Below are 22,031 nucleotides of genomic sequence, written 5' to 3'. Positions count from 1 at the left end.
CCCGGGACCCGCTCCGTGGACGACCTCGGTGCGGCCGACGGTGCGGACGGTCGTGCCGAGGTCTTGAGACACCTCAGGAGCCGTATGCCCATCGACGCAGCCAAGGCCCTCGCCGCCGAACCCCGGTCCGGGGAGATCGGCTGGGAGCGCCGGGACGTCCAGCTCTACCACCTCGGCATCGGCGCGGGCCGCCCGGCCACCGACCCCGACGAACTGCGCTACACCCTGGAGACCCGGCTGCACGTGCTGCCCAGCTTCGCCACCGTCGCGGGCGCCGGCTCGCCCGGGGTGATCAGCGGACTGTCCATGCCCGGTGTCGACGTCGACCTCGCCAAGGTGCTGCACGGCGGCCAGTCCCTCACCCTGCACCGGCCCATCCCGGTCGCGGGCACGGCGACCGCGACCGGCCGGATCGCCGCCGTGTACGACAAGGGCAAGGCGGCCGTCCTGGTGATGCGCACCGAGGTCGCGGACGCCGACGGCCCGCTGTGGACCAACGACGCGCAGATCTTCGTACGGGGGGAGGGCGGCTGGGGCGGCGACCGCGGCCCCGCCACCCGGCTGGACCCGCCGGCCGGCCGGCCCGACCGGACCGTCGAGCGCCCGATCCGCGAGGACCAGGCCCTGCTCTACCGCCTCTCCGGCGACTACAACCCGCTGCACGCCGACCCGGAGTTCGCCAAGCTCGCCGGCTTCGACCGGCCCATCCTGCACGGGCTGTGCACCTACGGCATGACGCTCAAGGCGGTCGTGGACACCCTGCTCGGCGGGGACGTGAGCAGGGTGCGGTCGTACACGACGCGGTTCGCCGGGGTGGTCTACCCGGGGGAGACCCTGCGCATCCGCATGTGGCAGGGCGACTCGCGGGTCCGCGTCGCCGTCAGTGCCGTCGAGCGCGAGGACGCGCCCGTCCTCGCCGACACGATCGTCGAACACTCGTGAACCCGCTTGATCCGGTACGCAGTTGAGGGGAGAGCCGCACCATGCGCGCAGCCGTACTGCAGGAGATAGGCCAGGAGAAGCTTGAGGTCCTCGACGATGTCGAGGCGGTCGGATTCGGCCCCGGCAGGGTGCGGATCCGGGTGCGTGCCACCGGGCTGTGCCACTCGGACCTGTCGGCGATGAACGGGGTACTGCCGCAGCCGGCCCCGTTCGTGCCGGGCCACGAGGGCGCGGGCGAGGTCCTGGAGGTGGGGGAGGGCGTCACCCGGGTGAAGCCGGGCGACCGGGTGGTCGTCTGCTGGCTGCCGGCCTGCGGGGGGTGTCCGGCCTGCAGGCGCGGGCAGACCGAGCTGTGCCTGGCCGGTTTCATGAACGCCGGCACCCCCAACTTCAGGCGCCCCGGCGGTGACGTCTTCGGCTTCGCGGGCACCGGCACCTTCGCCGAGGAGGTCGTGGTCGACGCCGGGTGCGCGGTGCCGATCCCGGACGACGTGCCCTTCGACATCGCCGCGCTGATCGGCTGCGGGGTGACCACCGGACTCGGCGCGGCCCTCAACACGGCCGATGTGGAGGCCGGTTCGTCGGTCGCCGTGATCGGGTGCGGAGGGGTCGGGATCTCGGCGATCCAGGGGGCGCGGCTCAAGGGCGCGGCCGAGATCGTCGCCGTCGACCCGGTCCAGTCGCGGCGCGAGTCGGCCCTCAGGTTCGGGGCGACGAAGGCGGTCTCGCCCGACGAACTGCCCGGCGCCAAGCAGGAGGTGACCGGCGGCGAGGGCTTCGACTACGTCTTCGAGGTCGTCGGCAGGTCCGCCACCGCGCGCACGGCGTACGAGAACACCCGGCGCGGCGGCACCCTCGTGGTCGTCGGCGCCGGCGCCATGGACGACTTCCTCCAGCTCAACATGTTCGAGCTGTTCTTCGACGAGAAGCGGATCCTGCCGTCGATGTACGGCGGCGGGGACGTGGTCGGCTCCTACGAGCGCACGATCGCCCTGTGGCGGGCCGGCCGCGTCGACCTGGAGGGCCTGATCACCCACCGGGTGCCGCTGGCGGAGATCAACGAGGCCCTGGACCAGATGCGCACCGGCACCGCGCTGCGCACCTGCATAGAGATCTGAGGGGCCGCCGTATGCCGGACAGGCCACTCGAAGGGCTCAGTGCGATCGTCACCGGCGCGGGCCGGGGGCTCGGCCGGGCCGAGGCGCTGGAACTGGCCCGGCTGGGCGCGGCCGTCGTCGTCAACGACTTCGGCCAGCCCGGACGGGACGGCTCGGGGACGGCCTCCACGGGCCCCGCGGAGCAGGTCGCCGAGGAGATCCGCGCCGCGGGCGGCCAGGCCGTCGCCCACACCGGAGACATCGCCGACTTCGCACAGGCGCGAGACCTTCTCACCCTGGCGACAACCCGTTACGGGAAGCTGGACATCCTCGTCAACAACGCCGGCATCCTGCGCGACCGCATGGTCTTCTCCATGACCGAGGACGAGTGGGACTCGGTGATCCGGGTCCACCTCAAGGGCCACTTCAACACCACCCGCTTCGCGGCCGCGCACTGGCGGGAGCGGTCCAAGGCGGCCGGTGGCGCCAAGGTCTACGGCCGGATCGTCAACACGTCCTCCGAGGCCTTCCTCGCCGGTTCCGCGGGCCAGCCCAACTACGCGGCCGCGAAAGGCGGCATCGTCGGCCTGACCACCTCCACCGCCCTCGCCCTCGCCAAGTACGGCGTGACCGTCAACGTGATCTGCCCGCGGGCCCGCACCCGGATGACCGAGGACGTCTTCGCCGGGTTCGAGCGGCCCGCCGAGGGCCTCGATCCGCTCGCGCCCGAACACGTCGCCCCGCTCGTCGGCTACCTGGCGTCCCCGGCCGCCGAGCGGATCAACGGCCAGCTGCTGGTCGTGCACGGCGGCATGGTCGCGATCGTCGAACGGCCGCGGGTCCAGGCCAGGTTCGACAGCAAGCAGGACACCTTCGGCTACGACGAACTCGACGCCGTGCTCACCCCGCACTACGCCGACCGGCCGCCGGGCGAGACCTTCGCGGCGGCGGAGGTACTGGGGCTGAAGCGGCAGTAGCACGGCAAACGACAGCGGCCCCACCCCACGAGGGCGGAGCCGCTGTACGTACGTACCGTCAGGCCGCGGTCTCGGCCGGCTCCGGCTTGCGGTGCCGGCCGCTCGGGGCCGATTCGCCGTCCTGGGCCGAGACCGGACCGCGGTGCTTGCCGTGGCTGTCGGACCCCTGCAGGTCGGCGGACAGGTGCTGAGACGTGCTGGTGTCGCTCATCGGAAGAATTCACCCCGTCAACATGATCTTTCTTACAGCGCGGCGAGTTTAACCAACCCGCCACAGGGCGAATCCAGCCAGGCACGCCGACCGGTGCTACTTCGTTACAAGCCGCCTCTATTTCGTTACGAGCCGTCCCAGCGGAGCCTGTTGCAAGGGCACCGGCCGGGCCACGACAGGCCCCGGAGGATCAGGTTCCGCCGGCTGCCCGGGCGTACCCGACGCCCCGGCAGCCGTGCCGTCCCGAACCGGATCCCCCGAGCCCGCGTCCCCCGGCCCCCCGTGTTCCCCCGCCTCCCCCCAGGGCACCGCGACCTCCGCCACGCCGCACGGGACCTCCCCCGTGGCGTACGGCAGCCGCAGCACCCCGTCCCGCGTCCACAACCCGGCGCCGGCCAACCACCCGTCCGGTGCCGGGAGATGGCGCACTCCGCGTTCTTTCGGCCGCCAGGCGCCGACCCAGCTGCCCAGCGGACCGTCGATGCGCAGCGCCACCCCGCAGCTCTCCGGCATCAGCACCAGCCCCGGCTGGATCGCGAACGGCGTCACCGTGCACTCCGCCAGCCGCAGGCTCTCCGGGAAGCGCACCGGCAGCGTGCTGCCGAGGACACCCCAGCCCAACCGCTCCCGCCCGGGGGAGGGCGCGTCCGAGCCGACCAGGATCAGCCCGCTGTCCGGGTCGGCGACCAGCAGCCGGTCGTCGCTGTCCGCCGCGATCTGCAACAGCGGCGACACCTCGCCGCCCCGCTCCAGATCGACCACCACCGCCTTGGTCCGCCCGCCCAGCTCCCGGTCCAGCGCCAGCATCCGCCCGCCCCGGTCCAGCCATACCCCGCCCGAACAGCGCCCCGGAACCACCGCGAGCCGCTCCGGCCCGAAGGCCCCGCCCGCCACCAGCCATACCACCGAGGAACGCGGCCCGACGGCGAGCGCGCAGGCGTCACCGCCACCCGGCGCGGGCGGCAGCAGCCGCAGCGAGGTCCCCGCGTCCGGGCACTCCACCGCGCCCAGCGGCAGCTCACCGGTGCCGGGCCCGGTCGGATAGAGCAGGGCGAAGTGGTGGCGCCCGTCCACCCGCCGGTGGATGAGCACCCGCCCGTCGCCCATCGGCTGCACCTCCGTGCCCGGCTCCTCGGGCTGGTTGCCGGGCAGCGGCACGGCGTACGGCTCGGGGCCGTCCAGCGTCCACCGTTCCGGGTACCAGGAACCTTCCTGCTGGGCCAGCCGGGCCGCGTACGCCCCGTCCGCCGTGATGGTGCAGCCCGCTCTCGGCGCGCTGTCGTCCTCGTCCGCAGCCGAGGGTTCGATCGCACAGGCCGTCATCGCTCGGTCACCTCCGGCAACGAAGCTAGTTTTCGCACGCACAGACGGGGGAGCGGCGGGCTACGGCTTCACACATACGGGTGCACACTCGACGATTCGCCTGAGGAAACGGGGACGCATGTGCTGGGCGTTGCCTCCCGTGGGCGAGCAGGTACGGCCCCGGGGAACAGGCAGGTAGCCTTTCCCCGTGCCCCGTCTGTCAGAAGTCATCGCCGCGCTGGAGAACCTGTGGCCCGCCGAGCGGGCCGAGTCCTGGGACGCGGTCGGCACCGTCGTGGGCGACCCCGAGCAGGAGGTCACCCGGGTCCTGTTCGCCGTCGACCCGGTGCGGGACATCGTCGACGAGGCGGTGAAGCTCGGCGCCGACCTGCTGGTCACCCACCACCCCCTCTACCTGCGCGGTACGACGACGGTCGCGGCGACCCACTTCAAGGGCCGGGTGGTCCACACCCTCATCAAGAACGACATCGCGCTGCACGTCGCCCACACCAACGCCGACACCGCCGACCCGGGCGTCTCCGACGCGCTCGCGGGGGCCCTGGACCTGCGGGTGGTACGACCCCTCGTCCCGGACCCCACCGACCCGGCCGGCCGCCGGGGCCTGGGCCGGGTCTGCGAACTCGACCACCCGGTGACCGTCCGCGACCTCGCCGAACGGGCCGCCGCCCGGCTGCCCGCCACCGCGCAGGGCATCCGCGTCGCCGGCGACCCCGAGGCCCTCGTCCGCACGATCGCCGTCAGCGGCGGCAGCGGCGACAGCCTCTTCGACGTCGTACGCGCCGCCGGGGTGGACGCCTTCCTCACGGCGGACCTGCGCCACCACCCGGCCTCCGAAGCCGTGGCCCACAGTCCCCTCGCGCTGCTCGACGCGGCGCACTGGGCCACCGAATGGCCCTGGTGCGAGCTGGCCGCAACCCAGCTCGACGAAATCTCCGACCGCCACGGCTGGGACCTCCGCGTGCACGTCTCCAAGACGGTCACCGACCCCTGGACCAGCCACTCACCGTCCCTTGGAGCCCCCAACTGAACGCCGCGCCCGCCGACCAGATCCGACTCCTCGACGTCCAGGCCCTGGACGTCCGCCTCCAGCAGCTGGCGCACAAGCGGAAGTCGCTGCCCGAACACGCCGAGATCGACTCGCTGACGAAGGACCTCACCCAGCTGCGCGACCTGCTCGTGGCCGCGCAGACCGAGGAGAGCGACACCGCCCGCGAGCAGACCAAGGCCGAGCAGGACGTGGACCAGGTGCGCCAGCGCGCCGCCCGCGACCAGCAGCGCCTGGACTCCGGCGCGGTCACCTCCCCGAAGGACCTGGAGAACCTCCAGAAGGAGATCGTCTCCCTCGCCAAGCGCCAGGGCGACCTGGAGGACGTCGTCCTGGAGGTCATGGAGCGCCGCGAGTCCGCCCAGGAGCGGGTCGCCGAACTGACCGAGCGGACCGGCGCCGTCCAGGGCCGCATCGACGAGGCCACCGCCCGCCGCAACGCCGCGTCCCAGGAGCTCGACGCCGAGGCGGCCAAGGTCACCAAGGAGCGCGAGGTCATCGCGGGCACGATCCCGGCCGACCTGCTGAAGCTCTACGACAAGCTGCGCGAGCAGCAGGGCGGCGTCGGCGCGGCCAAGCTGTACGCGCGCAGCTGCCAGGGCTGCCGTCAGGAGCTCGCCATCACCGAGCTGAACGAGATCCGCTCGGCCGCGCCCGACACGGTGGTGCGCTGCGAGAACTGCCGCCGCATCCTGGTGCGCACCTCCGAGTCGGGTCTGTAGGAACACTTAAGGGGCGTACGTGGCAAGGGAGTTCATCGTCGAGGCGGACGGCGGCTCCCGGGGCAACCCGGGACCGGCCGGCTACGGCGCGGTGGTCATCGACGCGGCGACCGGTGAGACGCTGGCGGAGGCGGCCGAGTACCTCGGCGTCGTCACCAACAACGTCGCCGAGTACCGGGGGCTGTTGGCGGGACTGCGCGCGGCCCGGGAACTCGACCCTTCCGCGACCGTCCACGTCCGCATGGACTCCAAGCTGGTCGTCGAGCAGATGACGGGCCGCTGGAAGATCAAGCACCCCGACATGAAGCCCCTGGCGGCGGAGGCGGCCCGGGTGTTCCCGGCGGACCGGGTGACCTACGAGTGGATCCCGAGAGCCGAGAACAAGCACGCCGACCGCCTGGCGAACGAGGCGATGGACGCGGGCAAGCGGGGCGAGCAGTGGTCGGCTGCGGCGTCCACGGCGGAGCTGGACGCGGGCGCGAAGGAACGAACCGCAGCGGCAGCGCCCCTTCAGGGGCGCGGGGAACTGCGCGACCAGCCCCCACCGGCCGGCACTGTGACGACCGCCGAGGCCCCCGCCCCCGACACCCGCGCCGCGCGCAACGTGGCGACCTCGCCGAAGCCAACCTCCGGCTGGGCGTCGCCGGACATGGGTGCCCCGGCCACCTTCGTCCTCCTCCGCCACGGCGAAACCCCCCTCACCCCCCAGAAACGCTTCTCCGGCAGCGGCGGCACCGACCCCGCCCTCTCCGACGCCGGCCAGGAGCAGGCGCGGCGCGCCGCCGAGACCCTCGCCCGCCGCGGCACGATCGAGGTGATCCTCGCCTCCCCGCTCACCCGCACCCGCCAGACCGCCGAGGCCGTGGCCACCCGCCTGGGCCTCGACGTCACGGTCGAGGAGGGCCTCAAGGAGACGGACTTCGGTGCATGGGAGGGCCTCACCTTCGGCGAGGTCCGCGAGCGCTACCCGGACGACCTGAACGCCTGGCTCGCCGACCCGGAGGCCCACCCCACCGGCGGCGGCGAGAGCTTCGCCGAGACGGCGACCCGCATCGCGGCGACCCGGGACAAGCTGGTCGCGGCCTACGCGGGCCGCACGGTCCTGCTGGTCACCCACGTCACGCCGATCAAGACGTTCGTGCGGCTCGCCCTCGGCGCCCCGGCCAAGTCCCTGTTCCGCATGGAACTGTCGGCGGCCTCGCTGTCGGCGGTGGCGTACTACGCGGACGGCAACGCGAGCGTACGGCTCTTCAACGACACGTCCCACCTGCGCCCCTGAGGCCCGCCGCGGCCCGCGCCAGCGACTCGACGCGGGCCCAGTCCCGGGTGGCCACGGCGTCCGCCGGGAGCATCCACGTGCCGCCCACGCAGCCGACGTTGGGGAGGGCGAGGTACTCCGGGGCGTTCGCCGCGCCGATGCCTCCGGTCGGGCAGAAGCGGGCCCGCGGGAGCGGGCCCGCAAGTGACTTCAGGTAGGCCGTCCCGCCGGCGGCCTGCGCCGGGAAGAACTTCATCTCCCGCACCCCGCGTTCGAGCAGCGCCACCACCTCGGAGGCGGTCGACACGCCCGGCAGGAACGGTACGCCGGACGCGGCCATCGCCCCCAGCAGCCCGTCCGTCCACCCCGGGCTCACGAGGAACCGGGCCCCGGCCGCCACGCACTCCGTGACCTGTCCGGGCGTCAGCACGGTCCCCGCCCCCACCACCGCGTCCGGCACCGCACCGGCGATCGACCGGATCGCGTCCAGCGCGGCCGGGGTCCGCAGGGTCACCTCGATCGCGGGCAGCCCCCCGGCCACCAGGGCCCGCGCGAGCGGTACGGCATCGCCGGCGTCCTCGATCACGACGACGGGGACGACGGGGGCGAGATCCAGCACGGAGGTGGGCATGGCCGACATCCTGCCGAGGTGATGCGCACCGCGCAAAGGTCGTTGCGCATGTTGCAATCCGTCGTACCGTCTAGTGAACCTCGTCCACCAACACATCCAGCGCCCAGGCCTGCCCCGCCTTCCCCGGCGCCGCGACCTCCACCTCGTACCCCAGGTCCCGCAACGCCTCCACCAGCTCACCCGGGCCGCTCGGCGCGATCCCGGCGGTCACCAGACTCCGTACGATCCGACCCTTCGTCGCCTTGTTGAAGTGGCTCACCACCTTCCGCGTCGGCGCGTGCAGCACCCGCACGGTCGCCGTCCGCGAAGCCACCTCCCCCTTCGGCTTCCACGCCGCCGCGTACGCCGCCGACCGCAGATCCAGCACCAGCCCCGACCCGGCCGCCTCCGGCAGCACCTCGGCCATCGGCTTCCGCCAGTGCGCCCCCAGCGCCCCGAGCCCCGGCAGCCTCACCCCCATCGAGCAGCGGTAGGAGGGGATCCGGTCCGTCACCCGGACAGCGCCCCACAGCCCCGAGAACACCAGCAACGACCGAGCGGCCCGCCGCTTCGCCGCAGCGTCCAGGGAGGCCAGGCCGAGGGCGTCGTACAGCACCCCCGTGTAGATCTCCCCGGCCGGCCGTGCGCCCGCCGTCCGCAGCCCCGCGTTCTTGGCGACCTCGCCGCGCAGTCCCTCGCTCAGCCCGAGGACCTCCCGCGCCTTCTCCTCGTCACCGGCGCACAGGTCGACCAGTTCGGCGAGCACGGCCTCGCGGGCGTCCGCGAGCCCCGGCAGGGACAGCGACCGAGGCTTCAACGGGGCACCACGGCCCGAGGACGCCTTGCCTTCCGAGGGCGGCAGCAGGACCAGCACACGTACTCCTCTTCACCGTCGAGCTCACCAGCAAGCTCACCATCACGTTCGTCATCAAGTCCGTCAGCAAGCGCGTCATCGACGCTCCGCGCCAGCGTAGAGCGCCGGACCGGCACGATGTGACTACGCTCGTCCTATGCCCAGCCGCCACATACGTGTCAAGGGCGCCCCCGAGGCACCCCTCCGGGCCGCGCTCGCCGCGCTCCGGGCCGACCTCGGCATCCAGGAGGCTTTCCTGACCGAGGTGCTCGCGGAGGCCGAGAGCGCCGCCAGGTACCCGGCCGTGCCCGCCCACGACGCGACCGACATCCCCTTCCTCACGATCGACCCGCCCACCGCCCAGGACCTCGACCAGGCGATGCACCTCTCCCGGCGCCGCGGCGGCTATCGCGTCCGGTACGCCATCGCCGACGTCGCCGCCTTCGTCGTGCCCGGCGGCGCGCTGGACTCCGAGGCGCACCACCGCGTGAACACGCTCTACTTCCCGGACGAGCGGGTCCCGCTGCACCCCGCCGTCCTCGGCGAGGGCGCGGCCAGCCTGCTCCCCGGCCAGACCTGCCCGGCCGTCCTGTGGACCATCGACCTGGACGAAGAGGGGCGCACGCTGACCGCCGACGTCCGCCGGTCCCTCGTCCGCAGCCGGGCCAAGCTCGACTACGCCGGCGTGCAGCAGCACCTCGACGACGGGACCGCCGAGGAACCCCTCGCCCTGCTCAAGGAGATCGGCGAGGCGCGCGAACGGCTGGAGGTGGAACGCGGCGGCATCTCGCTCAACGTGCCGGAGCAGGAGATCGTCGAGTACGACCACACCTACCGGCTCAGCTACCGCGCCCCGTTGCCCGCCGAGGCCTGGAACGCCCAGATCTCCCTGCTCACCGGCATGGCCGCCGCCGATCTGATGCTGGCCCACGGCACCGGCGTCCTGCGTACCCTGCCCACCGCCCCCGACGGGGCGGTCGCGCGGCTGCGCCGTACCGCCACAGCCCTGCACATCGAATGGTCGCACCATGTCTCGTACGCCGAGCTGATCCGCTCCCTGAACCCCCACCGCCCCCGCCACGCGGCCTTCCTCCAGGAGTGCACCACGCTGCTGCGCGGCGCCGGCTACACGGTCTTCCGGGACGGCGTGCTGCCCGCGATCGCCCCCCACGCGGCCGTGGCCGCCCCCTACGCGCACTGCACCGCGCCGCTGCGCCGCCTGGCCGACCGCTACGCCTCGGAGCTGTGCCTGGCGGCGGCCGCCGGCGAGACCCCGCCCGACTGGGTGCTGATGGCACTGGACCCGCTCCCCAAGGAGATGGCCGAGGGCTCGCGGCGGGCGGGCACGGTGGAGCGGGAGTGCGTCGACATCGTCGAGGCGGCCCTGCTCAAGGACCGGATCGGGGAGGTCTTCGACGGGTGCGTGGTGGAGGTCGAGGCGCGTCAGCCGACCGTGGGGAAGGTGCTGTTGCAGCAGCCCGCCGTCATAGGCCGGATCGAGGCCGGCGCGCCGCTTCCGCTGGGCGAGCGGCTTGCGGTGCGGCTGACCCAGGCCGACCCGGGGACGACGAAGGTGCGGTTCGCGCCCGCGTGAGCCGTCGTACGAGACCGGTGGCGTCGTCGGCGTGGAACCGTACGACGCTCACCTCGCGGCGGCGGCCCAGCAGGGTGAAGTGGGCTATAAGAGCGGCCAGTTCGAGGGTGACCGAGGTCTGGGAGCCGAGGGGCACGTCGAGTCGGGCCTCGGCGTCCGGTCGTGCTGGTAACGCGTCTCGTGCGTGGGGTCGTCTCGGCGAACAGCGCGGCCAGTTCGGGCGAGACGGGCCCCTCGGCGGGCAGCTCGCCCGCGTCCAGCAGAGCCCGCAGCCGCTGCCGCCGCTCCCGGAGCCCCGCCTCCTGCCGGGCGAGGTCCTCGTCGAGTTCGGTGAGCACCTCGACGAGATCCTTGCCGGCGTCGTCCGCGAGCACGTCCCGTACCTCGGTGAGCCCGAGCCCCGGCTCGGTCAGCCGCCGGATCCGGGCGAGGACCACGGCATGCCGGAGGGTGTAGTCCCGATAGCCGTTGGAGAGGCGCTCGGGCTCGGGCAGCAGGCCCAGGTGGTGGGTATGCCGCACCGTGCGCGGGTGACGCCGACGGTGGCGGCGAGTTCTCCGATCCGCATGACACCAGTACAGACGTTGACGTCGCGGCAAGGTCAACCGAGCAGCCGCGGGCTCAGGCGGTGACGAACCAGCGGATCAGAGCGTCGTCGAGGTCGTCGCCCCGGTCGTCGTCCCCGTCCGCGGCCCAGGCCACGAACCCGTCGGGCCGGACGAGGAGGCCGGTCAGCTCCGGCCGCCCCGGGCAGGCCGCACCGACGACGTCCACCCGGTCGCCGTACCCCGCCGCCCGGGCGCGCAGCTTCGGGTCGTCCGCGAGGTCGAACAGCACCGCCCGGCCGCCATGCAGCCGGTCGCCCAGCCGGGTGCCGTCGGAGAACTCCAGGTCAGGGGCGCTCCGCCCGGTCAGCGGGTGCTCGCCGGGCAGGTCGTACCGCTGCCAGACACCGGAGATCTGCTTGACGAGGTAGGTCGTCCCGTCCCTTGTGAGCGCGAGATCGGTGACCACCCGGCGCAGGGCGCGGGCGTGCCGGTCGGGCCGCATCACGGCGATCTGGGCGCGGGTCCAGTCCAGCACCCAGGCGCCGATCGGATGCCGTTCGCCGGTGTAGCTGTCGAGCAGGGACTCCGGGGCCCGCCCGCGCGCCACGGCGGCCAGCTTCCAGCCGAGGTTCATGGCGTCGCCGAGCCCGAGGTTGAGCCCCTGGCCGCCGAACGGCGAGTGCACGTGCGCCGCGTCCCCGGCGAGCAGCACCCGGCCCTTGCGGTAGGTGCTCGCCTGCCGGGCGTTGTCGGTGAACCGCGTCGACGAGTGCACCTCGTGGATGGTCACCTCGGGCACCCCCGACACCCGGCGCAAGGCGGCCTGGAGCTCCTCGGCGGTGATGGGCGCGGAGCGGTCGGCGGGCGGCCCGTCGAACTCGACGGTGAGGATCCGGCCGGGGAAGGGCCCGTTGACGTACGTCCCCACGTCGGTGGTGTTCCACCCCTTCCCCAGCCGTTCGCCCCCGGTCATCTCGACGACCGCCTGGTAGCCGGTGATCTCCGGTTCGGTCCCCGGGAAGTCGATCCCGGCGAGCTTGCGGACGGTACTCCGCCCGCCGTCGCACCCGACGAGCCAGCCGGCCCGGACCGTCTCGGAGGCGCCCAGCCGTACGGTGACGCCCTCCTCGTCGGCGTCGAAGCCGGTCACCTCCACGCCCCGGCGGACCTCGACGCCGAGCCGCTCGGCGCGGGCGGCCAGGATCCGCTCCAGGTCGGCCTGCGGGACACCGAGGCCGACCCGGTCGGCGGGGCCGATGTCGGCGAACGCCGGGTCGGAGTCGTCGAACAGGTCACCGCGCATCATGATCCCGGCGAAGTGCCCGGCGAACTTCGGGGGAGTGCGGGGCGCGTCCTTCGGGGGAGTGGGGGGCGCGTCCTTCGAGGGAGTGCGGGCCGCGTCTTTCGGGGGAGTGCGGGGCGTGTCGGCACCGCGGTCCCCGAGGAAGGCCTGCAACCGCCACCGGTTCCGCTCCCAGGCCTCCGCGAGCTCGGGCAGCATGCCCCGCCGGTAGAGGGCCACCGCGCCGGCCGTGTTGATGCCGCCCGCCTTGATGGTCACGTCCACCTCGGCCAGCCGCTCCACCACCAGCACACGCGCCCCGCCGAGCCGCAGCTCCCCGGCGAGAAAGAGCCCGACGGGCCCGCCGCCGGCCACCACCACGTCGTATTCGTCCACGTTTTCGTCCACGTTCTTGCGCTCCGTTGTCGTCGTAGTCATGGCTTCACTGTAGTCACTAAAAGTTTCGAGCGGCTATAGTTTTCTTGTGATCGATGAGAACAGGCCAGGGGAGTCCCTGCGGGAGCGCAAGAAACGGGAGACGCGGCAGCGGATCTCGAACGTCGCCACGGTGATGTTCCGGGAACACGGCTTCGACCAGGTGACCGTCGCCGAGGTCGCGCGGGCGGCGGGCGTCTCGGCGATGACCGTCTTCAACTACTTCCCGCGCAAGGAGGACCTGTTCCTCGACCGCATCCCGGAGGCCGTCCGCGCCTTCTCCGGGGCGGTACGGGACCGCGCCCCCGGCGAGCCCCCGCTCACGGCGCTGCGCCGCCTGGCCTTCCGGTTCATCGACGCGGGGCACCCGCTGGGCGGCCTGGGGGAGGGCTTCGAGGGCTTCTGGCCGGTCGTGGCCGCCTCGCCGGCGCTGCTGGCGCGTGCCCGCGAGGGGGCCGAGGAGGTGGAACGGGCGCTGGCCGGAGCGCTCGCCGAGGCCGGGCAGGCCGACCCGGAGCTGCTGGCGGCCGTGACCGTCGCCGCGTACCGCGCGGTGTGCGTGGCCTCCGTGCGGCGCCAGCTCGCGGGCGAGCCGTTCCCGGCGATCGCGGAGGACCACCGGGCGCGGATGGGGGCGGCGTTCGACGCGCTGGAGCGGATGGGGCATGGAACCGGCACCTGAACGTGTTGCACCCTTGACGCGCAGGGGGTCGCACAGGGGGTGCCGGAAGTGGCGGAACAAGCACGGTGGACGAGGGCTCGGCTGGGCCGCTGCGGACCGCCGCTCGACCTGCTGACGGCGCATTTCGAGCGCCACACCTACGCCCCGCACGCACACGCGGAGTTCACGATCGGGGTGTGCGTGGGCGGCTCCGAGATCATCGACTACCGGGGCGGCCACATCCGCAACGGCCCCGGCGCGATCGTCGTACTGGCCCCCGGAGAGATGCACACCGGCGGCCCGGCCACCCCGACCGAGGGCTACGCCTACCGCGCCCTGTACGCGAACTCGTCCCTGGTGGCGGAGGGCACCCTGGGCACCGGCACACCGCACTTCCGCGAGCCGGTACTGGACGACCCGGAACTGGCCGCGGCCCTCCGCCAGACCCACACCGACCTGGCCACCTGCCCCGACCCGCTGGAAGCGGAATCCCGCCTCCCGTGGCTGCTGACGGCCCTGTCCCGCCGCCACTCCACGGCCCGCCCGGCAACGGACCACGTCCCCGGAGCGCAGGGGATATCCCTCCTGGTCCGAGACAGACTCGCCGACGAACTCACGTCTCCTCCCTCACTCTCCGACCTGGCGGCCGACCTGGGCCTCTCCCGCTACCAGCTCCTCAGGGCCTTCCGCACGACGATGGGCGTCCCGCCGTACGCCTGGCTGGCCCAGTACCGGGTGACCCGGGCCCGCGCCCTGCTGGACTCGGGCCTGCGCCCGGCGGAGGTCGCGACCCTGGTGGGCTTCGCCGACCAGGCCCACCTCACCCGCTGGTTCCGCCGAGTACTGGGCGTGACCCCCGCCGCCTACCGCAACAGCGTTCAAGACGCGGGACGGTACTGACACCCATGCTCTGTACATGACTGCACGAGGCTGGTTCCTCTTCTCCCTCATGGGAGTGATCTGGGGCATCCCCTATCTGATGATCAAGGTGGCGGTGGACGAGGTGTCCCCGTCGATGGTGGTGTTCGCGCGGTGTGCCGTGGGCGCCCTGCTCCTCCTTCCCCTGGCGGTCCGCCAGGGAGGCCTGTGGCTGACGATCCGCACCCACTGGCGCCCGATGCTGGCCTTCGCGTGCATAGAGATCATGGGCCCCTGGTTCACGCTCACGGACGCCGAACGCCACCTGTCCAGCTCCACGGCGGGCCTGTTGATAGCGGGCGTACCGATCGTGGGCGTGGTGGCGGCACGCTACTTCGGCGGCGAGCGGGAGCACCTGGGCGCACGCCGGATCGCGGGCCTCCTGATCGGCCTGGCCGGCGTGGGCGTCCTGACCGTCCCCCACCTGACCGGCGGCGACGCCCGCTCCCTGGGCGAGGTCCTGCTGACGGTGCTCGGCTACGCGACGGCACCCCTGATAGCGGCCCGCCGCCTGAAGGACGTCCCGACGCTGCAGCTCATAGCGCCGTGCCTGACCCTGGCAACGATCGTCTACGCCCCCGCGGCCGCAGCCACCTGGCCCGCCTCCGTGCCCTCTTCCGGCGCCCTCTTCTCCCTCCTCGCCCTGGGCGTCCTCTGCACGGCGGTGGCCTTCGTGGCCTTCCTGGAACTGATCAAGGAGATAGGCCCGACCCGCTCGACGGTGATCACGTACGTCAACCCGGCGGTGGCGGTGGCGGCGGGCGCGCTGTTCCTGGACGAGCGTTTCACCGCGACGATCGCGGTCGCCTTCACCCTCATCCTGGCGGGGTCGGTGCTGGCGACGATGGCCTCGGCACCGAAGGGGTCGGTGGAGCCGGTGCTGGGGGCCTCGGAACCGAAGGCGCCGGCAGCCCCGGTGCCGGGCCGCCCCGCCCGGCAGTGGCTCCGCCGCGGCCCGGACCCCCGGCCGGAACGAGACGAGGCCGGCGCCCGGTAACATGGTCGACACGGCAGACGAGCCGGGCGGACGGCCGCGTGGAGTCCCCTCAGGGGGCTTCCCGAGGAACGTCCGGGCTCCACAGGGCAGGGTGGTGGCTAACGGCCACCCGAGGCGACTCGCGGGACAGTGCCACAGAAAGCAAACCGCCCAGCGCTCAGGCGCTGGGTAAGGGTGAAACGGTGGTGTAAGAGACCACCAGTGCCCAGGGCGACCTGGGCAGCTAGGTAAACCCCACCCGGAGCAAGGTCAAAAGGAAGCACCCTGGTGCTTCTGCGGGGACGTTCGAGGGCTGCCCGCCCGAGCCCCCGGGTAGACCGCACGAGGCCGGTGGCAACACCGGCCCTAGATGGATGGCCGTCACCCCGGCACCCGCGAGGGACCGGGGCACAGAACCCGGCGTACAGCCCGACTCGTCTGCCGCTCTCTATTTCCGCAGGTCAGAGCCCATGTTCACTCGTTGAACAAACCGGCCGGGTCGAATCCGGGTCGAATCCGGGCCGTGCAGGTGGGTGACAACGTGGCGATGTACGCCGCGTATTGTTGACTCTGTCCAACCTATAAGGGGATGGATGGGGCCTATTGGGCGCCTGCTCGGGTGTGAGGGCAGTTGACAGTCCGCAGACGGCGAGTCGAGAGGCCCCAGGCATACTCGAAAGTATCGTCCGGCGTGTCTCCGTATGCGTGTTGTGTATGGGCGTGCGGGGTTGGCGGTCCACCCCACCTGTGTTTATCGCGCTCGCCTTCCGTATTTCCACGAGCCAGGTCCTTGCCGGTCGCCTCCTGTGTGGCCGATGCCTATGTTTGGCACGCACTGGCGCTCCCGACTACTTCGGCGCCGTCAAGTTCGCGGTCGAGGTCAGAGCGGGCATCGACTTGGGCATCGGCCTTGAGCGAGGTGCCTGGGATCTCGCTGATGGCGCACGGGCCTGACGCGAAGAGACGCTGATAGGCGGCTTTCCTGGAGGGCGAAGCCGTTGGCGCGGTCGACGGCGTGCCTTGTCGCAGCCGATGTGCTGGACATGCCGGCCGGGGGTTATTCGCTTGGCTCCGCCTGTCCCCGGCGTCGATCCTGATAGCCGCTAGAACGAGATGCCGAGAGCCGAGCCCATGGTCGACGGTACATGCACGACAGGAGCACCGATGGACGCCGGAGACTACCTCGCGCAGCAGATCGAGGCCATGCGGCAGATGCTCGCCGACACCGAGCCTGCCTCCCTGCGGACCAGCTATCTGGCCGATCCGTCGGCCGGTAACCCGGTGCTCCAGGGATCGACCGCGACGGCTCTCGTACCTCGCTGGAACGAACGCTCCAGTGGATTGTGGGTCCCCGCATCCTTCCAGGAACCGGCGCCAATCGATCTGACCGCGGTCTACCTCACACCGGAAGAGATCTTCGGATTCCAGCTGCCTGCCGACTACACCCGGCGCCAACTGCAGCGCCTTCCCCTGGAGGGGGTTCTGCGCTTTTGCGCCCTGGCCCTCAACGCCTTGGCCGTTCCCGGCGCATCCGCCAGCGAGGTCGACCAGCAGTTCGCCGACCGGCTGTTTAAGGAGCCGATCCGCGGGCGGGTTCTCAACCTGCTCCGGGACGAGACCCGTCGACTCCTCGTTCCCCAGGCCTTCATGCTCCTGGCCCGTATGGCTATGGAAGCCTCGCCGGACACACTGTCGGAAGGCACATCCCAAGGCGACGTCCTGGGCGCCTTTTTCGCCCTCACGCAGATGATGGGAGTGTTCCCCGACTCCGGCCCGACCATCATCGGCGACCGGCCGGGCACGCTGGGCCGCGAGATCATCGCCAACCAGCACTTCAACCACAACTGGTCCGTCGCGGGATTCCTGGCCCGCTATGCGCGCCGCTGGCTGCAATTGCCGGCCGAGCACCAGGGTGAGCCGGGCATCGTCGACCTCGGTGAGGTCTACCGGGACTGCACGGGCATCCAGTTCGACTCCCTGGCGGCCGTCGCCGGCTACTTGTGGATGGTCACCACGTCCGGCCGTTTCGTCATCGAACCGGGCGAACTGGGCGGCCTAAACATACCTGCCGAGCAGGTCGAGGCTGTGCTGGCGCTAATCAGCACCGACCTGTCGGGCATGCGCGAGGCGGTGCGCAGTCAACAGCCCGATCAGCGCACCGAATGGGCTTTCGACCCCTTCCAGCAGTGGCCGGTCCTCCGCCTGCCCGAGGGCCGGCTGCTTGTCCTCGACCCCCGCCACCTGCTCAACCGCGCCTTCGGATGGCTGCCGATCTGGGACATCAAGTTTCCACCGCCGGGGCACACCAGGCCCGTCGGGCACCGCAAGCTTGCGGCCCGGGCCGAGTCGGCCCTGCGTCACCTCAGCGAGGTCTACGTCAGCGAGGTCCTGCACCGGATCGTGGGCGACGAGGGCACCACCCGCCGGGTCTACGACGACGCCGAACTCAAGGCGGCCTACACCGCCGAAGGCCAGCGCATCGCCGACGCCGCGATCGACTACCCCGGCACCTGGATTGTTATCGAGGTCACGACCTCCCAGCTGCGCCGCGAAGCCGCCACCGCCGTACCCGGCGAATCACAGATCGAGGACATCGACAAGCTCATCGAGGAACTCGACCAGATCGACGCGACCATCGCCGCATTGCGCCGCGACGAGGCCGCGCTCACCGGCACGTCGGCTCCCGCGGAGCGCCGCTACCTCCCCCTGCTCGTGCTGCCCGAGGGCTTCCCCGTCAACCCGGTCACCCTCACCGTCATCCGTGAACGTGCCCGGGCGCGCGGGCTGCTGCAGGCACTGGACACCGATCCGGTGGAGATCGTAGACATCGAAGAACTGGAAATGATCGAAGGCATCCAGGAGGAGTCCGGCCCCGGGATGCTGGACATCCTGCGCGGCAAGCAGTCCGGCGGTCTGCGCAATGCCGCCGTACGCGACCACATCTTCCACGTCATGCGGCTTCATCCCAGCCGACCCGCCCGGCAGTCCGAACTACTGGACGCGGCGCTGAAGCCGCTCGCCGACGCCCTGCCGCGCCCGCCGCATGGCGGCACTGTCACCGACCACAACCGCCCACGAGGCTGACCATCGCACACCTGACGGAACATCAACGCTACCCGTTAGACGGTAGGGCGTACGCGATCTCACGCGAACCCGGGCCTCCGCCAGCCGGTCTGCCCCTCGACGCCGTCCTTAGCGTGGGTGCCCTCGATGCCGGGATCGCAGTAGAACCTGGTCGGTGCCCCACCGAGGCCCTCGCCCCAGCGGGGGCGGGGGCCTCAGGCGTGCGCGGCCCGTACCGCAGTCCAACAGGGCAGGTTTAGTGGCCACTTGCCCGCTGGTCTAGAGCCCTTGCACGCAGACACCCTGCTAACATGAAAGCACGTCACGTGTGATAAGACGTACCGCCTCCTCTTTAGCGCTGCGGCCCTGAAGAAGATGCTGATGGTCCTCGGAACCGTCTCGGTGCGAACGCTCGCAGGTGTCGCCGAAGCGCCGGGCACCGAGTGTCCCCGGAGCGGACAGCGAGTGTGTGGGCCCCGATGGCTCCGCTGCACGCGGACTTCCGGGATGCCCACGAGAGGTCTCTTCCGTGACCATCAATTCCATCGTTCTCGCCGGGAATTCGGCTGACGACCCAAGCGATGACCTCGAGGCCGAGCCGGTCGAAGCGCCGCTGCAGGTGGTCCCCGTGGCGACCACCACCACTGTGGTCGGCACACCGACACTGCGCGTAGTAGACCCTCGGTCGGCCGCCAAGGCCGCGACTGAGCTCGGCGCGCTCAAGGGCGTGGACCTGGATCCGGACACGCTCCGGCGGCTACTGATGTGCTGCGTGGAGCCCGACGGGTTCCGTGTCACGCGTCACCGGACCGGTACCGGGTGGCTCTCGATCATCGAGACCCGCCAATTCGTGACCCTGTTCACGCTGACCCCGAGCAACGACCGGCTTGGGGACCAGCTGATCTATGCCGCCGATCCGTCGTTCGACGCCAAGACCGTGAAAACGGACGGTCGCCGGATTGGCCACATCGCGGTCCCGATGCCGGAGTCGGACGGCATGTACGCGAAGTTGGTCTACACGGCCACCAAGGACACTCTTCTGGAGGCCACCGACCGCAACTGCCAGGCCGTGCGCAAGGACAACCCGCAGCACGACATCGGCCCCGACATCATCCACCGCTCACTGACCACGGTCTTCACGACCCTCCGCTACACCGGTGGGACCAACGAGCTGGAGCAGGTCAGCGTGGACGGCAACAGCCGGCTGGCCAGTGCCTACGCACAGATCAAGATCGACCCGCGCTGGCTGCCTCAGCGGCTGCGTAAGCAGTACGAGGATGACGAGCGCCCGATGCTGTTGCCCTCGATGTTGATGGACTGCGACCTCAACGAACGTCGCGATCTGACCCGCAAGATCATCAAGGCAAACGAGGACCGGCTCGCCCTTCCGGTGGGCAAGTCGCTCAAGGACCTTAAGGAGCGCAATCGGGCTGTCTGCGCGCTCAACGCCCTTACCGCGCCGGTCCAGGTGATCGTCGGATACGAGGACGACGACCCCGAGACCCATGGCGTGACCCGGTTCGCCTCGGCGGTGCGCTCGCTGCTGGTGCGGATGAACGTCGGGGTGAAGACCTTCGACACGGGCGCCCAGAACGCGGTCATGGCGGAAGAGATCGTGCTCGCCGCGCAGCAGAGTGGGCACTTCGACGAAGACCAGGTCGAACTGCTGATCGGCCGGGAAGATGTCTCCGAGGTCATGGAGGCGTACGGCCTCGACCCCGACCTGCGCGACCTGCGGGCCATGATGGTCATCAGCCTCTGTTCGGTGAACTCCGCCAAGCTCAACAAGCCCATGCGTGAGAAGTTCGGCAAGCGGAAGGTGATGCTCTCGCACCGCTCCGCCGTCGCAAGCGAGTTGGTCCTGCGCTCCTATGGCGCCGTCATGAGCTCCAACGACCTAGAACGCAGCCGCACTGCGCTCAACTCCGGCTGCATCTGGCAGTCGCTCGTCGACCACCCCTGGCGGCCGGCAATGATCAACGACGACGACTCCGTCGATTTGGTGCTGAAGCTCGCGCTCAAGGAACTGGCGCCGGTCGGAGACAAAGAAGTTGTTACCGGGGAGCCGGGCCGCTACGCCAGGCTGCTCGGAGTGCTCGGCATGGTGGCCCTGGTCATCGGTGGCGGGCTGACCAGCCCCAAGGGCTCCAGTGAGAAGGAAGTCAACGACCTCATCGACCGGTCCAGCGTCGCGAGTATCGTCGACAAGCTGACGAACTTCCCCTGGGGCCTGCGCATGCTGGCCGAGAACATCAAGCGAAACCGCGCCGGTACGTCGCTGCTCGGGATCCGGGTTCCCGACGGGACGACGGACATCGAGACCTTCGACGACGCGACGGCCTCGGTGACCGCGCGGGACGCCCGTCTGCGCCATGCGGTGCGCATCGCAGTACAGGGCAGCGCCGAGAAGACCGCAGCCTCCGCAGAGGAGAACGCCTTCAACGAGCTGTGCCGCAAGATCGTGCATGCCGACGAAGCATTCCAGAACTACCGGGCGATCCGTAGCCAGAATCCCTCTCCGGAGCTCATGCCCTTTCACCAGACCGACGGGCCGATCAAGAAGCTTGAGGTGATGGCCAAGGCCCTGAATCGAATGACGGCGGAGGACCACGAGCAGTGAGCACTTCGCCATGGGCCGGGGTTGTGCCTATGACCAGGAGTCGGTACCTGTACCTTGCCGATCTTGCCGGAGACAATCTCCTGGCCAGCCGCCCCGTCGCTCAGAACATTGATAGGCCGTACGACGGCGATGAGGAGAAGGCCGTGTACGTCGTGGTCAACCGCGACGGCCTCGCGTGTTACGCCGGTCAGACCCGTCCCGCCAAGTCGTGGACGGGGGCAGCGGGCATCCGGCTCAACCAGCACATGGTGGAGCCGTCCAAGCGTGACTAGACCTACCCGCCAGCCAATCTGGCAGGCCAGCATGCTTCCACCTCAACCGCTCCCAAGTCCGTTAGTCGAGGGACTCGTTGGGCTCGGCTTGCCATATCGGCCGCGTGCGGCAGCAGGACCCGGAAGACCGCTCTCTGTCCCGGCGCGGTCCTCAGTTCCACCCGTCAACGATGGGCGCTGACCAGGGACAGGCCGAGGCCGGCGCCGGTCGTGCCGGTGCGGGAGCGGCCGGCTCGGCAGCAGCGTTCGAAGACCCGGTCGGCCTGTTCCTGGGGCAGGCCGGGGCCCTGGTCGGCGACTTCGAGGACGGCGTGGCCGTCGGAGGTGCCGACTCCGATGCGGATCGGGGATCCGGTGGGGGCGCGGGCGATGGCGTTGCCGACCAGGTTGGAGACGACCTGGCGCAGGGCGGCCTCGTCGGCCAGGGCCGCGGCGGAGGCGGGGGTGTCGTCGTCGGGGCCGGTGAGGGTGACCGGGCGGGTGGGGGCCAGGGCGCGTACGTCGTGAAGGGCGTCGACGGCGAGCGTGCGCGGGTCGGTGGGGGCGAGCTGGAGGGGGATGCCCGTGGGGTCAGCTCCGGCCTGGGTCTCGTCGAGGCGGGCGAGCTTCAGCAAGTCCTTCACC

General features: G+C 71.3%; 19 protein-coding genes, 1 other RNA gene and 1 pseudogene. 14 read left to right on the top strand and 7 right to left on the bottom strand.

Annotated elements, in window-relative coordinates; genetic code table 11:
• Positions 1-84: 84 nt before the first annotated feature.
• Genes AB0N16_RS12005 through AB0N16_RS11995 form a run of 3 tightly spaced genes read left to right on the top strand, consistent with a single transcriptional unit; the run spans position 85 to position 3,016 of the window.
• Positions 85-942, top strand: a complete 858-nt coding sequence (locus tag AB0N16_RS12005) for a MaoC/PaaZ C-terminal domain-containing protein (RefSeq protein ID WP_365795620.1) — start codon at positions 85-87, stop codon at positions 940-942.
• 41 nt (positions 943-983) lie between these two features.
• Complete coding sequence (locus tag AB0N16_RS12000; RefSeq protein WP_365795618.1) at positions 984-2,060, top strand: Zn-dependent alcohol dehydrogenase; 1,077 nt, start codon at positions 984-986, stop codon at positions 2,058-2,060.
• A gap of 11 nt (positions 2,061-2,071) precedes the next feature.
• Complete coding sequence (locus AB0N16_RS11995) at positions 2,072-3,016, top strand: 3-oxoacyl-ACP reductase (RefSeq protein ID WP_365795616.1); 945 nt, start codon at positions 2,072-2,074, stop codon at positions 3,014-3,016.
• Positions 3,017-3,074: 58 nt separating this feature from the next.
• Here the strand turns inward: AB0N16_RS11995 and AB0N16_RS11990 are convergent, their stop codons facing one another.
• Complete coding sequence (locus AB0N16_RS11990; protein ID WP_365795614.1) at positions 3,075-3,227, bottom strand: hypothetical protein; 153 nt, start codon at positions 3,225-3,227, stop codon at positions 3,075-3,077.
• A 117-nt stretch (positions 3,228-3,344) separates the two neighbouring features.
• Positions 3,345-4,550, bottom strand: coding sequence for a hypothetical protein (locus AB0N16_RS11985; RefSeq protein ID WP_365795612.1), 1,206 nt, complete (start codon positions 4,548-4,550; stop codon positions 3,345-3,347).
• Positions 4,551-4,737: 187 nt separating this feature from the next.
• Here AB0N16_RS11985 and AB0N16_RS11980 point away from each other — a divergent pair, with 187 nt between their 5' ends.
• The 3 genes from AB0N16_RS11980 to AB0N16_RS11970 are packed head-to-tail and all read left to right on the top strand — an operon-like array spanning position 4,738 to position 7,596.
• Positions 4,738-5,577 (top strand): Nif3-like dinuclear metal center hexameric protein, encoded by an 840-nt coding sequence (locus AB0N16_RS11980; RefSeq protein ID WP_365795610.1) that lies wholly within the window; start codon positions 4,738-4,740, stop codon positions 5,575-5,577.
• A complete protein-coding gene (locus AB0N16_RS11975; RefSeq protein WP_365796189.1) occupies positions 5,574-6,317 on the top strand; it encodes a C4-type zinc ribbon domain-containing protein in 744 nt (247 codons plus the stop codon). The genes AB0N16_RS11980 and AB0N16_RS11975 overlap by 4 nt, the downstream gene beginning before the upstream one ends.
• A 19-nt stretch (positions 6,318-6,336) precedes the next feature.
• A complete protein-coding gene (locus AB0N16_RS11970; RefSeq protein WP_365795608.1) occupies positions 6,337-7,596 on the top strand; it encodes a bifunctional RNase H/acid phosphatase in 1,260 nt (419 codons plus the stop codon).
• Here the strand turns inward: AB0N16_RS11970 and eda are convergent.
• Both eda and yaaA read right to left on the bottom strand, forming a co-directional pair.
• A complete protein-coding gene (gene eda / locus AB0N16_RS11965; protein ID WP_365795606.1) occupies positions 7,568-8,215 on the bottom strand; it encodes a bifunctional 4-hydroxy-2-oxoglutarate aldolase/2-dehydro-3-deoxy-phosphogluconate aldolase in 648 nt (215 codons plus the stop codon). The genes AB0N16_RS11970 and eda overlap by 29 nt on opposite strands.
• Before the next feature lie 61 nt (positions 8,216-8,276).
• Positions 8,277-9,059 (bottom strand): peroxide stress protein YaaA, encoded by a 783-nt coding sequence (gene yaaA, locus AB0N16_RS11960; RefSeq protein WP_365795604.1) that lies wholly within the window; start codon positions 9,057-9,059, stop codon positions 8,277-8,279.
• Between the two features lie 136 nt (positions 9,060-9,195).
• Here yaaA and AB0N16_RS11955 point away from each other — a divergent pair, with 136 nt between their 5' ends.
• Positions 9,196-10,632 carry an RNB domain-containing ribonuclease gene (locus AB0N16_RS11955; protein ID WP_365795602.1) on the top strand — a complete coding sequence of 479 codons (1,437 nt, stop codon included), beginning with the start codon at positions 9,196-9,198 and terminating at the stop codon, positions 10,630-10,632.
• 194 nt (positions 10,633-10,826) lie between these two features.
• Here the strand turns inward: AB0N16_RS11955 and AB0N16_RS11950 are convergent.
• Both AB0N16_RS11950 and AB0N16_RS11945 read right to left on the bottom strand, forming a co-directional pair.
• Positions 10,827-11,200 (bottom strand): annotated as a pseudogene (locus AB0N16_RS11950) (MerR family transcriptional regulator); the annotation flags it as partial.
• 53 nt (positions 11,201-11,253) lie between these two features.
• Positions 11,254-12,900 carry an FAD-dependent monooxygenase gene (locus AB0N16_RS11945; protein WP_365795600.1) on the bottom strand — a complete coding sequence of 549 codons (1,647 nt, stop codon included), beginning with the start codon at positions 12,898-12,900 and terminating at the stop codon, positions 11,254-11,256.
• A 46-nt stretch (positions 12,901-12,946) separates the two neighbouring features.
• Here AB0N16_RS11945 and AB0N16_RS11940 point away from each other — a divergent pair, with 46 nt between their 5' ends.
• The 7 genes from AB0N16_RS11940 to AB0N16_RS11910 all read left to right on the top strand — a co-directional run bounded on the left by AB0N16_RS11940 (position 12,947) and on the right by AB0N16_RS11910 (position 21,407).
• A complete protein-coding gene (locus AB0N16_RS11940; RefSeq protein ID WP_365795598.1) occupies positions 12,947-13,579 on the top strand; it encodes a TetR family transcriptional regulator in 633 nt (210 codons plus the stop codon).
• Positions 13,580-13,627: 48 nt separating this feature from the next.
• Complete coding sequence (locus AB0N16_RS11935; protein WP_365795596.1) at positions 13,628-14,458, top strand: AraC family transcriptional regulator; 831 nt, start codon at positions 13,628-13,630, stop codon at positions 14,456-14,458.
• Positions 14,459-14,474: 16 nt separating this feature from the next.
• A complete protein-coding gene (locus tag AB0N16_RS11930; protein ID WP_365795594.1) occupies positions 14,475-15,473 on the top strand; it encodes a DMT family transporter in 999 nt (332 codons plus the stop codon).
• A gap of 18 nt (positions 15,474-15,491) precedes the next feature.
• Positions 15,492-15,893: RNase P RNA component class A (gene rnpB, locus AB0N16_RS11925), an RNA gene on the top strand.
• Positions 15,894-16,616: 723 nt separating this feature from the next.
• Positions 16,617-18,536 (top strand): hypothetical protein, encoded by a 1,920-nt coding sequence (locus AB0N16_RS11920; RefSeq protein WP_086803136.1) that lies wholly within the window; start codon positions 16,617-16,619, stop codon positions 18,534-18,536.
• Positions 18,537-19,044: 508 nt separating this feature from the next.
• Positions 19,045-21,135 (top strand): hypothetical protein, encoded by a 2,091-nt coding sequence (locus AB0N16_RS11915; protein WP_086799885.1) that lies wholly within the window; start codon positions 19,045-19,047, stop codon positions 21,133-21,135.
• 29 nt (positions 21,136-21,164) lie between these two features.
• Positions 21,165-21,407, top strand: coding sequence for a hypothetical protein (locus AB0N16_RS11910; RefSeq protein ID WP_365795592.1), 243 nt, complete (start codon positions 21,165-21,167; stop codon positions 21,405-21,407).
• Between the two features lie 164 nt (positions 21,408-21,571).
• On the opposite strand, the gene AB0N16_RS11905 is transcribed toward AB0N16_RS11910, so the two are convergent.
• A complete protein-coding gene (locus AB0N16_RS11905; protein ID WP_365795590.1) occupies positions 21,572-22,030 on the bottom strand; it encodes an ATP-binding protein in 459 nt (152 codons plus the stop codon).
• Between the last annotated feature and the right edge of the window lies 1 nt (position 22,031).

Source organism: Streptomyces sp. NPDC051105 (assembly GCF_040682795.1).
Lineage (GTDB): Bacteria > Actinomycetota > Actinomycetes > Streptomycetales > Streptomycetaceae > Streptomyces.
The sequence above is the reverse complement of the archived record's forward strand: the minus strand, read 5'-3'. Positions and strand labels throughout refer to the sequence as shown.

Bases quoted from the DNA above. Each gene is read 5' to 3' on its own strand.
- eda (WP_365795606.1), bottom strand. From the start codon at position 8,215: ATGTCGGCCATGCCCACCTCCGTGCTGGATCTCGCCCCCGTCGTCCCC.
- AB0N16_RS11930 (WP_365795594.1), top strand. From the start codon at position 14,475: ATGACTGCACGAGGCTGGTTCCTCTTCTCCCTCATGGGAGTGATCTGG.
- AB0N16_RS11920 (WP_086803136.1), top strand. From the start codon at position 16,617: ATGGACGCCGGAGACTACCTCGCGCAGCAGATCGAGGCCATGCGGCAG.
- AB0N16_RS11985 (WP_365795612.1), bottom strand. From the start codon at position 4,550: ATGACGGCCTGTGCGATCGAACCCTCGGCTGCGGACGAGGACGACAGC.
- AB0N16_RS12005 (WP_365795620.1), top strand. From the start codon at position 85: ATGCCCATCGACGCAGCCAAGGCCCTCGCCGCCGAACCCCGGTCCGGG.
- AB0N16_RS11945 (WP_365795600.1), bottom strand. From the start codon at position 12,900: ATGACTACGACGACAACGGAGCGCAAGAACGTGGACGAAAACGTGGAC.
- AB0N16_RS11910 (WP_365795592.1), top strand. From the start codon at position 21,165: ATGACCAGGAGTCGGTACCTGTACCTTGCCGATCTTGCCGGAGACAAT.
- AB0N16_RS11955 (WP_365795602.1), top strand. From the start codon at position 9,196: ATGCCCAGCCGCCACATACGTGTCAAGGGCGCCCCCGAGGCACCCCTC.
- AB0N16_RS12000 (WP_365795618.1), top strand. From the start codon at position 984: ATGCGCGCAGCCGTACTGCAGGAGATAGGCCAGGAGAAGCTTGAGGTC.
- AB0N16_RS11995 (WP_365795616.1), top strand. From the start codon at position 2,072: ATGCCGGACAGGCCACTCGAAGGGCTCAGTGCGATCGTCACCGGCGCG.
- AB0N16_RS11990 (WP_365795614.1), bottom strand. From the start codon at position 3,227: ATGAGCGACACCAGCACGTCTCAGCACCTGTCCGCCGACCTGCAGGGG.